We start from the raw sequence: 11,942 nt of genomic DNA, 5'->3' as shown, positions 1-11,942 counted from the left end.
CCTGCATTGGCCGGATTTCAGCGGCATTGCCTTGGGCTCCCGGATCGCCGCCGCCTTCCTTTTCATCTCCCCGATCTCCCAAAGGGCGGAGGAGGCGGGGGAAGCAGAAGAGGACGGCGCCACGCCCCACGGGCCGCATCTGCCGGGGGGCGAAAAACCTCAAACCCACTCACGGAACAGGGGGGGGGGGGGGCCACCGCCCCCTGCCAGTCAACAAGGACATTAGAGACATGACATCGAAACAGACGCTGCTGCGCGGGCGGGTGCTTTCCTTCACCGCCGAGCCGCAAGGCCCCGAAGACACCAGCGCCTACGAGTTCATCGAGGACGGCGCGCTGCTGGTGGCGGACGGCATGATCCTGGCCAAGGGCAGCTATGACAGCGTCTCGGCGCAGGCAGACGGGGCCGAGGTGATCGACCACCGCCCGCACATCCTGATGGCCGGCTTCATCGACACCCATCTGCATTTCCCGCAGGTGCAGGTGATCGCCTCCTGGGGCTCGCAGCTCCTGGAGTGGCTGAACAATTACACCTTCCCCGAGGAGGTCCGGTTTGCCGACGCGGGCCACAGTGCTGAGATGGCGGGGCATTTCTTCGACCTGCTGACCAGCCATGGCACCACCACGGCCGTCGCCTATTGCTCGGTCCACAAGACTTCGGCTGAGGCCTATTTCACCGAGGCCGCGCGCCGCAACATGCGGATGATCGGCGGCAAGGTGCTGATGGACCGCAACGCGCCCGAGGGCCTGCTGGATACGCCGGTCAGCGGCTATGACGACACTAAGGAGCTGATCGCCAAGTATCACGGCCAAGGCCGCGGCATGTATGCGATCACCCCGCGCTTTGCCATCACCTCCACCCCCGATCAGATGGAGATGGCAGGCGCCCTGGTGAAGGAGCACCCGGATTGCTACATCCAGACCCACCTGTCGGAAAACCACGACGAGATCGCCTTTACCGCGGAACTCTACCCGCAGGCGCGGGATTATCTGGACGTCTACCAGTCCTACGGGCTGCTGACGGAAAAGATGCTGCTGGGCCATTCGATACACTTGCAGCCGCGCGAAATCGATGCGCTGGCCGAGACCCAGGCCAAGCCGGTGTTCTGCCCGACCTCAAACCTGTTCCTGGGCAGCGGGCTGTTTGACGACGCCGGCCTGCGCAGCCGCGGGATCACCAACGCGATTGCCACCGATATCGGGGCCGGCACCAGCTATTCGATGCTGCAAACCCTAAACGAGGGCTACAAGGTTCTGCAGCTGCAGAACCAGAAGCTGCACCCCTTGCGCGCCTTCCACTGGATCACCCGCGGCAATGCTGTGGCCCTTGGGCTGGAAGACAAGATCGGCACGCTGGAAGCAGGCACCGAGGCCGATATCGTCGTGCTCGACTCCCGCGCCACCCACGCAATGGATCTGCGGATGCAGCGGGCAGAGACCCTGTCCGAGGAACTGTTCATCCTGCAAACCCTGGGTGATGACCGCTCCATCGCGCAGACTTACGCGGCCGGCCAGCCGATGAAGGCATAACCGCTGTCTGCACAAAAAAGACCGGCCCAAGGGCCGGTCAATTGCATCAGGCAGGGGACTACCTGGTGCAGGAGTGAAACTCTCAGGCTTTCCGCCGGATGGGGTCTGAATTGTAGACTTCTTCCAGGATGATCTCGACCAGATCGAACTGCGTGTGCAGGTTGACGTCCTCGAAATAGATATGGCTCGGCCAGGCCTGGCTGACGTGGTTGTCCTCGGGCAGGTCCACATGGGCGCAGACGTTGCGGATTGCCGCCACATGGGATCGCGCCATCTCGCGGGTTTCGGCCTTGGTGGCGTCCAGATCCTCAATGCTGTTGCGGTCGATCTGCGGCGAGCCGATGCCCGAGGTCAGCGGCATGTTGCGCTTGATCGCCTGGTCTTCGTAGAACGAGATGTCCACGTTGTCCGCGGCCAGGCGCATGATGAAGACCGGGTTGGCGCTGACCTTGGCATCGGTCAGCGACAGCAGCGCCGGGTTTTCCGACGGTGCCAGTTCAGGCGCGGCTGCGGCGCTCGCCTCGGTGCCGCCGCGGCGGCGGGAGCGGCGGTCTTTCTTCTTGGCCAGCGCCACGTGGTCGCCGCGGTAGTTATTATCGAACACCCGGTCCGCATAAGGCTTGTCCCGCAGCATGTGCCGGATTGAGCGGATCGACATGTTCTTGCAGTTGTCAGGCCCGATGAAGAAGGGCGAGCCAGAGGCATCGGAGAGTTCGATCCAGCCGTTCGGGAAGGTAGCGATATGGTGGTCCATCCAGGGGCCCAGCACCACGTCGCCCAAGTGGTCAAGCAGCGCGTTCACCTCGTCCGGGTCGTTCACAACGTCGCCCAAGAGCGGCTCCTGGCCGTAGATGTCGGCGGCCAGACTGTAGGGCGCAGTGATCTGCAACAGCGGCGGCAGGCCGGTCAGTTCCTCATGCACCCGCAGGATATTGGTGATCGCCAGCGGCACGCCGGTGGTGAAATCCGGGGTCTTGAGATCGCGCCAGTTGTCCTTGTTGATCAGCATGTCGTCGGGGTCGGCGCCCGGCGGGTACTTGTCCGGGTACATCATGGTCTGGCCCAGCGGCTCGCAGGACCAGGCATAAAGCGCCCAGGTGATGTAGAACTTGTTCACCCCCAGCAGGCGGCTGACCGCAAGGTTGGCGCGGACGTAGCGGTAGGGGTCCTCGTGGTAGTACTCGCGGGTTTCGATACCGTAGAGGTCGTTCAGCACCGCCAGCGCCAGCATGTGCACTGAAGCCACGCTGTTGACGCGGCTGGGGTCGGCTTTCTGCCCGAAATTGGCGTCGAAGTCGCCGGCGATGGCGGCGTCGAATACCCGCGTCATTTCTGCCTTGGCCTCAGCGTCGCCCGCCTGCCAGGCGCGCAAAAGGTCCAGCCCCTTGGGGAATGCGTAGTCTTCGATTCTGGTCATGGATCGGCCTCAAACCTTCTTGAACCCATGGCGCGCGGGGCGCACCGATTGGAATTGAGGCTATCCAATAGTGGGCACATCAACTATACCCGCTATGGATCCATTTATAGACCCACTTTGAGCCATGCCAAAATCCCCGGGCGGCGCGCTGCTGCAAGGTTTCACTATTGAACGCGACTCCTCGGTGCCGATCTACCGGCAGCTGGATGCCTCCTTGCGGCGGCTGATCCTGGATGGCTCGCTGGCGCCGGGGCAGAAGCTGCCCTCCACCCGCGAGCTGGCGCAGGAGCTGGGGATTTCGCGGATCACGGTGAAAAACGTCTATGAACAGATCATCGCCGAGGGCTATGCCCAGGCCAAGACCGGGGCCGGCACCTTTGTCGCCGATGGGCTGGATACCGAGGCCTTTCCGCAGGTCCGCACCCCGCGGCGCAAGGATAAGCCCTCGGGGATCGAGATCTCGGGCCGGGCGCGCACCATTGCCGCGTCGAAATCGGTGGCGCGCTATGGCGAGACGGCGCCATTCCGCCCCGGCGTGCCGGCGCTGGATCAGTTTCCGGTCAAGCTGTGGAACAAATACATGGCCGAGGCGATGGCACGGGATGCGCGCCGCAGCCTCAGCTACGGGCAGGTGAACGGCAATGCGGCGCTGCGCGAGGCGATTGCCCGGCATCTGGCGGATGCCCGCGGCATGAAGGTGGATGCGGAGCGGGTGATTATCACCTCGGGCGCACAGCAGGCCTTTGTGCTGATCGCCTTTGTGCTGCTGAACCAAGGCGATACGGTCTGGTACGAGAACCCCGGCCATATCGCCGGCCGCGATGTGATGCAGATCATGGGCGCCAATGTGGCGCCGGTGCCGGTGGACGGCGAGGGGCTGGATCTGGAGCATGCGATGGGACGGCATCCGAAACCTGCGCTGATCTTTACCACGCCCTCGCATCAGCAGCCTTTGGGCACCACCATGAGCCTGGGGCGGCGGCTGGCGTTGCTGAACTACGCGCAGGAGAACAACGCCTGGATCATCGAGGACGATTACGACAGCGAGTTCCGCTACCGCGGCCGGCCGCTGCCTGCGCTCAGCGCCTTGGACAGCGCGCGGCGGGTGTTCTATGTGGGCACGTTCTCGAAATCGATGTTTGCGGCGATGCGGCTGGGCTATGTGGTGGTGCCGCCGGAGTTCACCGAAACCTTTGCCACTGCGCGCAACCTTCTGGGTCAGAATTCCTCCGCCGTTGTGGAGGAGGCAATGGCGCGGTTCATGGCGGACGGCCGGTTCACCGAGCATATCCGCAAGATGCGCCGCCTGTACCGGGCCCGGCGCGATGTCCTGTTTGAGAGCCTGACCCGCGATTGCGGTGAATTCCTGGACCCCCAGCGCACGGATGCCGGCATGCATATGGTGGCCTGGCTGAAGGCAGGCATCGACGATCAGGCCGCACATGACGCGCTGCTGCAGGCGGGCATCGACTCGCTGCCGATCTCGGTCTACTGCATTGAACCTTTGAACCGCGCAGCATTGGTGCTGGGGTTCTCAGGCGTGGATGAACGAATCATTCCGCGGCTGACCAAGCGCCTTGCAGCCGTGCTGCGCGGTCTCACCTGCTGAACCGCTTTACTGCCCCTCTTTGCATCCAAGTCTACGGGCCAGAGCCTCCAGATCCGGCTGTTGCGCGGGCAACTGCCCTAGCTGTCCGCCGGAACCGCAATGAACCACCCGCTCGGCGGTGCTGATCATGGCCGGGTTGCTGGTATAGGCCACCAGCCCGCTGCCCAGCACGGTATAGAGCCCGTCGGGCTGCGGCGCGGAGTAGTAGCCCTCGACCTGCACCAGGCCGGTCGCGGTGCCAAAGAGACCGGTTTCGATCCGGCTGGCGGCAATGCCGCCAGGGATCGGAGACCCAAAGACCCGCAGTATCCCGCCCGGCTGCAAGTGCTGGGGCTGCAAGCCGCCCAGCACCGAGCCGCCGACCAGATGGCGCTCACGGTCATCGGCGCCCAGGTAAGTACCGCTGATCCTTGCCGGGCTGGCTGCCGGGATTGCATCCAGGCGAGAGGCCAGCACCCGGTTTCCCTGCCACAGGCCGCTGACCGCCAGCCAGTCCCCCGGCTGAACGTCCCCGGCCATGGCGCCGGCCTCTACTGTGCTGCCCAAGATAGTCAGCCGGCCATTTTCAACGGTCTCCACAGGGCCCGCAAGCGGCAGGACCTGACGTATATGCAATGCGCGCCAGCTGCCGCCCTCAAGCCTGGCGGTAACAGCCACGGTGTGGCCCGGGCGCAGATCTTCTGCCGTCATTGCGGGCAGCGCGTCTTCCACTGGCATACCGCTGTCCAGCCGGATGTGCTGGCCATTCACATAGATGCTGCCAAGACTGGTCACCGTGCCGGCAATCCCGGTGCCGATGATGCCGCCTTCGCGCTCTTCGCTCTCTTGCGCCACGGCAAGCGAGGCCGCCGCCGCCGCGGCAAGAACCCAAAGCAAAAGCCGCTGGAGCACGCTCATGTCTCTTCTTCCTCTTCTGAGGTTCCGCCGGGGGAGGGCAGGATGTAGGCGCCAAGGACAAACCGGCCGTCAAAGCTGCTCTCTGCCTCCTGCTCCTGCAGGGCGCGGGCCTCGGCGTTGATCTCTTCCAGCAGCGCCTGAGCTTTCTGCGCCGAGAGCTGGTGCAGCTTCTCGACCGAGGCCGGCGACAGGTGGGAATAGCGCACCGCGCGGTCGAAATGCCGGGGGTCGCCGTTCCCGGCCAAAAGATTCTGAGTCGCCGCTGCCAAATGCGCCGACAGGGTCGCCTGGTAGGCTGCAACCTGCTCGGCGCTGCCCGCGGCGGGCAAAAGCGTGTGTGTGAGCAGCCGCAATGTGCCGTCTTCCCGCTGTTCGACCGAGCCCTGGTCCAGCAGTGCCTGCAGCACGGTTCCGGGGGCCATATCGGCGCGGGTCTGCTTCACCAGCTCATCAAAACCAGGGGCGGTCTTGCTGCCGCTTCGCGGCAGGTCGCGCGGGTGCCCGTCCGTATCCTGATACTCGGGCGCAGTGGCCCAGTAACTCAGCACCAGTGCAGCGGAGTTGACACTTCGGCGGGGCGGGGCTTCAGTTTTTTCTGCGCGTAACCGCTTGATATCTTTACGATGAATGCCCGTGAGCAAGCTGGCTTTGCTGTCGCTGACCTTACCCTCGGAGGTCGCCAGTGCCGCCTCCAGCAGTGCCTTCTTCAGCGCTTCATTGGCGGTGCCCAGCGTCAGCCCGCGCGCCACCATGGCCTGCGCCAAGGGGGCAAGCAGCGCCGCAAGCGCGGCTTCAAACGGATCGTCGGGCTCAGTCGTCATGCGCAAGAATCCAAAGGGTCAGATCCCTCTACCATTAACACTTTGTTTACACATCCAACGGCTTCGTGAGCGGTTTTTGATCTGATGTGAATTCTAATGGGAATATTTCCCATTATCAAATTGAAGTGAATTTCAACCTCAGGAGAATGTTATGCAGGACGTAGCCGCAAATTTCCTAAACGGTTTTCATCCGTTCACTGCGCCGTCAGCCCAGCCGGACAGCCGCGACCCCCTGGCCGGTCTCAGCATTGCCGACCGGGAGCGGTTCCTGGCCTTTGGCTCTGGCCCCGCCACCCAGCCGCGGTTCGCCACCATTGCGGCGGCGCTCCTGCATCAGATGGCCACCCAGCCCCAGGCCATTGCGGCCGAGGCAGGGGACCGCAGCATGACATACGGCGCATTGGATGCGGCCTCGGACCGGCTCGCAGGCGTGCTGCAGGCGCATGGGGTGAAACGCGGCGACGCGGTGTGCCTCTATCTGCACCGGTCGCTGGAGATGCTGGCGGGCATCGCCGCAATCCTGAAGCTGGGGGCGGCCTATGTGCCGCAGCACGTGGGTGTCGCACCGCCCGAAACCCTGCGCCATATCGCTGGCGTGACTGGCGCAAAAGTGATCCTGAGCCTCAGCGAGCTGTCAGGGCAGGTGCCAGTGGCGGCGCATCAGACCCTGATCACCATCGACACCGTCGCCTACGACCCGGCGCTGGATGCACCCGCGCTGGACCCAGAGCTGCACGCGGCACGCCCCGATGACCTGGCGATGATCCTGTTCACCTCCGGCACCACCGGTGTGCCGAACGGGGTTCAGGTGACCCATGCAAACCTCGCCAACATTCTGCTGACCGCACCCGGGGATCTGGGCATGCGTCCGGGGCTGAAGGTGGGGCAGATCCTGTCGATTGCCTTTGACATGGCCGCCTGGGAGACGCTGGGAGCCCTGTCGAACGGCGCCACACTGGTCATTCGCGGGAAAACTATCCAGGAGACGGCGGAGAAGGTGGATGTGCTGATCGCCACCCCCTCGATCCTGAACGCGCTGGATGCCAGCCGCTGCCAGCAGGTGAAGGCGGCAGCCGTTGCAGGCGAGCCCTGTCCGCGGCCCTTGGCCGATACCTGGTCCAGCTTCTGCACCTTCTACAATTCCTGCGGCCCGACTGAGACCACCATTATCAACACCGCCGAGCCGCATCATCCAGAGAAACCTGTGCTGTCGATCGGGCGGCCGACGCCGAACAACACGGTCTACATCCTGGGCGAGAACCTGGAGCCGCTGCCGATCGGCCACAAAGGCGAGATGTGGGCCGGCGGCGATTGCGTCACCGCCGGATACCTGGCCAATCCGGAGCTGACGGATGAGCGCTACCGCCCCGACCCGTTCCGCCCCGGCCACATGATGTTCCGCACCCGCGACCTGGGCCGCTGGACCGGGGACGGCGAGCTGGAGCACTTCGGCCGGGTCGATGATCTGGTCAAGATCCGCGGCTTCCGGGTGGAGCTGGACGGTGTCTCCTCGGCGCTGGAGTGTTCCGTGTGCTGCCAGCAGGCCGTCACCCTGAAATACGACGCCCGCAATCTGGTGAGCTTCATCTCCCCCGGCGATGCCTGCCCCAAGAAGGCGGCGCATGAGGTGCGCACGCGGCTGCCCTATTACTGCAAACCCACCGTGGTGCTGCCGATGGAGGGTCTGCCCCGTACGCCGCGCGGCAAGCTGGACAAACGGCTGCTGCTGCAGATGGCGCAGGCGCATATCGCCGACGCAGGTGTGGAGCTGAACTGATGACCTCGCAAACCACCAATCTGGACTCCCGTGCCTTCAACTGGCGGCGGGTCACCCGGCATCCTGCGCTGATGGAGTACCGCCGCCTGGCCTTCCTTGTGGCCGCCGTAAATCTGGCAGTTTTCGTGACTGGCTTGCGCGACGGGCGCTGGATCACGGAGGGCGCCTATGCGCTTGGCCCAATTGCGGATATGGCGCTGATCAACCTGTCGCTGGGCATCCTGATCCGCCAGCAGCGGGTGGTGAACGCGCTGTTCTGGCTGGCCACGCGGGTGCCGGTCACTTGGCCGCTGTGGATCCGCTGGGGCGCGGGCAAGGTGTTTCACTTTGGCGGCTTGCATTCCGGCGGCACAGTGGCGGGGACCATCTGGTTCGGCTTCCTGCTGTTTGGGATGGGTTCAAACCGGCTGGAGGGCGCCGCGCTGCCCTCGGATCTGACCTTGGGCCTGAGTGCCGCGATGATTGCCCTGATGACGCTGATGATCATCTCGGCGCTTGGCCCCATCCGCGCCAGGTTTCATAACATGTTCGAGAAGATCCACCGTTTTGCCGGCTGGTCCGTGCTGGGGCTGTTCTGGGCGCAGACGGTGTCACTGACCCGCGACACGGGCGGCGAGCTGCTGCACGCGCCGGCCTTCTGGATGCTGTGCCTGATCACGCTGTCCATCGTCTCGCCGTGGCTGACGCTGAAACGGGTGGATGTGGAGATCGTGAAGCCTTCGAACCACGCGGTGCTGGCGCGGTTCAACTATGGCGACACACCGTTTCCCGGCAGCTCCAACGCGATCAGCCATACGCCGTTTGGCGAATACCACTCCTTTGCCAATATCCCGGCGCCGGATCAGGCGGGCTACAGGCTGGCGATCAGCCGGGCCGGGGACTGGACCGGGCGGTTCATCGACAACCCGCCCAAGAAAGTCTGGGTCAAGGGGATCACCACCAGCGGTGTGGCGCGGATCGAGGTGCTGTTCAGGAAGGTGGTCTATGTCGGCACCGGCTCCGGCATCGGCCCGATCCTGCCGCATCTTCTGGCAGGGGACGTTCCGAACCGGCTGATCTGGTCCACCCGCAGCCCGCGCGCGACCTATGGCGACGCGCTGGTGGATGAGATCGAGGCCCATACCGAAAGCCCGCTGATCTGGGACACCGATGCACGCGGCAAGCCGAACCTGTCGGCGCTGGCCTTGCAAGCGGTGCGCGACAGCGGTGCCGAGGCGGTGATCGTGATCTCCAACCAGAAGCTCACCCGCCGGGTGGTGCATGACATGGAGAGCCTTGGCATCCCCGCCTATGGCGCGATCTGGGACAGCTGATCATTTGCCCGGCAGCCGCGCCGGGCGAACCCGTTTTTCCGAGGAAAATCAATATGTTCGAAACCATCAAGACCGAAAAAGAGGGCCGTGTCGCCACCATCCGCTTTGACCGGCCCGAGCAGCTGAATGCGCTGAACACCCAAGTGATGGAGGAGGTGCTGGCCGCCGCCACCGCCTTTGACAAGGACCCTAACATCGGCTGCCTGATCCTGACCGGCAGCGAGCGCGCCTTTGCGGCCGGCGCCGATATCGCCGAGCTGGCCGTGCAGAATTACACCTCGATGCAAGAGAGCGATTTCTTCGCCGGCTGGGACCGCTTTGCTGCCTTGCGCCTGCCCAAGGTGGCTGCCGTCGGCGGCTATGCCCTGGGCGGCGGCTGCGAGGTGGCGATGATGTGCGACGTGATCCTGGCGGCTGATACCGCCCGCTTTGGCCAGCCGGAAATCAAGATCGGCTGCATCCCCGGCATCGGCGGCAGCCAGCGGCTGACACGCCTGGTGGGGCGGGCCCGGGCGATGGACATGATCCTGACCGGCAAGATGATCGACGCCGGAACCGCCTTGCAGATGGGGCTGGTCAGCCGGGTTGTTCCGGCGGCGGAACTGATGGATACGGCGCAAGAGGTGGCCGAAACCATCGCAAGCTTCCCGCGCGACATTGCGCAGATGGCACGGGCCTGCGTGAACATGGCCGAGCAGAGCACGCTGGAAAGCGGCCTGCGCTTTGAGCGGCAGGTGTATCATGCGCTCTATGGCTTGCCAGCACAGCAGGAAGGCATGGCCGCTTTCCTGGAGAAGCGGCCTCCCAAGTTCAACAGTTGAGGGTCAAGCCAGGCCGGGCAGCACGGCCTTGATCCCGGCAGTCAGCATCTCCACCGCGATGGCCAGCAGAATCATCCCCATCAGCCGCACCATGATCACCCGCATGGTAGCGGTCAGCAGCTTGCCAAAGAAGGAGGCAAAGAACAGGACCGCAAACAGCAGCGCCAGCACCGCGCCAAGGACCAGAGCGACGGCGGACAGCCCGGCGGCACCGTCGGCGTGGCCGGTATAGATGATGATGGTGGCAATGGTGCCGGGGCCGACGATCATCGGGAAAGTCACCGGGTAGAAGGCCAGGCCAGACAGCGCCTGCATGTCTGTCTGTTCGGCGCCGGAGCCGTGGTGCGACGCAAAGCCCTCGCCATTCAGCATCGACCAGGCGATATGCGCAAGCACCGCGCCGCCGGCAATGCGGAACTGGTCGATGGTGATGCCGAAGAAACTGATGATCGCTTGGCCTGCCAGCAGGATCACCCCGCACATGATCGCCGAGAAGCAAACCACCTTGACCGCCAGCATCCGTTGCTGGGCGACAGAAAACCCGTCTGTGATGGCCAGAAAGATCGGCAGGTTCACAAACGGGTTCATGATCGCAAAGAAGGCCCCGAAAGCCTTGATCAGAAGGGCGGTGCTCATAAGAATTCCTTTCGGTTCAAGACGCGGGGAAGATCACATCCGCTTGCAGCCCGGGTGCGGCGCTGCTGAGTTTCAATTCGGCGCCGTGCAGGTCGGCAATGGCGGCAACCAGGCTCAGGCCAAGGCCGCTGCCCGGTGTGGTGCGGCTCTGCTCCAGCCGGTAGAGGCGGCGCAGCACGTTCTGGTACTCCGTTTCCGGGATGCCGGGGCCGTGGTCGCGCACTGACAGGGTTGCAGCTTCGCCTTGCTGCAGAGACAGGCTGATACCGGTACCCTCCGGCGTGTGGCGCAGCGCGTTTTCGATCAGGTTCGCCAGCATCTGGCCGATCAGCGCCCGGTCGCCGGTGACCAGAACCGGCGCATCCGGCAGGCTGAGCGCAAAGGACCGGTTCTGCTCCTCCGCCGCCGGTTCATAGATCTCGGCAAAGGTGGCAGCAACTTCGCGCAGGTCCACTGGCTCAAACCGCGACTTCGGCGTGCCGCCTTCCAGCTGGGCAATCTGCAAGAGCGCCTGGAACGTGTTGGTAATGCCGCGGGTCTCCTCCAGCGCCTGATCCGCCAATTCCTGTGCTTCCTCAGGCAAGCCCGGCGTCTCCTGCAAGCGGGTCAGCTGGACCGCCACCCGCTGGATCGGGGTTTTCAAATCGTGGGCAATATCGGCTGAAACCTGCCGCAAGGCCTCTGTCGACTGCTGCTGCGCCTGTGCCATCCGGTTCACGCTTTGGCCGATACGGCCAATGTCGCCCTTGTTTTGCGCGGCTTCCGGCACCCGGGCCCCTAGGTTGCCGGAGGTCAGCGCCGACAAGGTCTGCTCAATCCCGCGCAGCGCCCGCGCCGATCGGCGCGCCAGCAGCACCCCGCCCAGCACGGCGATACCGATTGCGGGCAGCAGGCTGAACAGAAAGACCCGCAGGAAAGTCTGGCGCAGGGTATCCAGCGGCTCGGCAGTCTGGGCGACGGTCAGCAGCCCGCCGTGGATGTACTCGCTGAGGGAAATAAAGCGGCCTTGGATCTCGACCGGCTCGGGGCCCAGGGCAATGATCCGGAAGCCCTCCTGCTGCTGCATGATCGCGGCATTGCCGGCCACCACCCGCCCGCCGAACCCGCGGTAGCTGAGCAAGC

10 protein-coding genes are annotated in these 11,942 nt (G+C 64.4%); 5 read left to right on the top strand and 5 right to left on the bottom strand.

Annotated elements, in window-relative coordinates:
• Window positions 1-230 precede the first annotated feature (230 nt).
• The gene (gene guaD, locus RA20_RS23935) at window positions 231-1,529 is read left to right on the top strand and encodes a guanine deaminase (RefSeq protein ID WP_039135219.1); all 1,299 of its coding nucleotides are present in this window, start codon (window positions 231-233) and stop codon (window positions 1,527-1,529) included.
• Between the two features lie 82 nt (window positions 1,530-1,611).
• Here the strand turns inward: guaD and RA20_RS23930 are convergent, their stop codons facing one another.
• Window positions 1,612-2,946, bottom strand: a complete 1,335-nt coding sequence (locus RA20_RS23930) for a uroporphyrinogen decarboxylase family protein (protein ID WP_039135216.1) — start codon at window positions 2,944-2,946, stop codon at window positions 1,612-1,614.
• A 124-nt stretch (window positions 2,947-3,070) separates the two neighbouring features.
• Here RA20_RS23930 and pdxR point away from each other — a divergent pair, with 124 nt between their 5' ends.
• Complete coding sequence (gene pdxR, locus RA20_RS23925; RefSeq protein WP_039135214.1) at window positions 3,071-4,555, top strand: MocR-like pyridoxine biosynthesis transcription factor PdxR; 1,485 nt, start codon at window positions 3,071-3,073, stop codon at window positions 4,553-4,555.
• Window positions 4,556-4,561: 6 nt separating this feature from the next.
• On the opposite strand, the gene RA20_RS23920 is transcribed toward pdxR, so the two are convergent.
• Window positions 4,562-5,452 (bottom strand): DUF5666 domain-containing protein, encoded by an 891-nt coding sequence (locus RA20_RS23920; RefSeq protein WP_052249156.1) that lies wholly within the window; start codon window positions 5,450-5,452, stop codon window positions 4,562-4,564.
• Window positions 5,449-6,273: a DUF6502 family protein gene (locus RA20_RS23915; protein ID WP_039135211.1), complete on the bottom strand. Its 825-nt coding sequence runs from the start codon at window positions 6,271-6,273 to the stop codon at window positions 5,449-5,451. The genes RA20_RS23920 and RA20_RS23915 overlap by 4 nt, the downstream gene beginning before the upstream one ends.
• Window positions 6,274-6,424: 151 nt before the next feature.
• On the opposite strand from RA20_RS23915, the gene RA20_RS23910 reads away from it, so the two are divergent.
• From RA20_RS23910 to RA20_RS23900, 3 genes are read left to right on the top strand one after another with little or no spacing between them, the layout of a single operon-like run.
• Complete coding sequence (locus RA20_RS23910; protein ID WP_039135208.1) at window positions 6,425-8,050, top strand: AMP-binding protein; 1,626 nt, start codon at window positions 6,425-6,427, stop codon at window positions 8,048-8,050.
• The gene (locus tag RA20_RS23905) at window positions 8,050-9,363 is read left to right on the top strand and encodes a hypothetical protein (RefSeq protein ID WP_052249155.1); all 1,314 of its coding nucleotides are present in this window, start codon (window positions 8,050-8,052) and stop codon (window positions 9,361-9,363) included. Before RA20_RS23910 ends, RA20_RS23905 begins: the two co-directional genes overlap by 1 nt.
• A gap of 53 nt (window positions 9,364-9,416) precedes the next feature.
• Window positions 9,417-10,184, top strand: coding sequence for an enoyl-CoA hydratase-related protein (locus tag RA20_RS23900; protein WP_039135204.1), 768 nt, complete (start codon window positions 9,417-9,419; stop codon window positions 10,182-10,184).
• A 3-nt stretch (window positions 10,185-10,187) separates the two neighbouring features.
• Here the strand turns inward: RA20_RS23900 and RA20_RS23895 are convergent, their stop codons facing one another.
• Window positions 10,188-10,820 (bottom strand): MarC family protein, encoded by a 633-nt coding sequence (locus RA20_RS23895; RefSeq protein ID WP_039135201.1) that lies wholly within the window; start codon window positions 10,818-10,820, stop codon window positions 10,188-10,190.
• Window positions 10,821-10,836: 16 nt separating this feature from the next.
• Window positions 10,837-11,942 (bottom strand): HAMP domain-containing sensor histidine kinase (locus RA20_RS23890; protein WP_039135198.1); only part of this gene is annotated, 1,106 nt, incomplete at its 5' end.

Source organism: Leisingera sp. ANG-Vp (assembly GCF_000813725.1).
Taxonomy (GTDB): Bacteria; Pseudomonadota; Alphaproteobacteria; order Rhodobacterales; family Rhodobacteraceae; genus Leisingera.
Note: the sequence above shows the minus strand (reverse complement) of the source record. Positions and strands in the feature narration are given on the sequence as shown.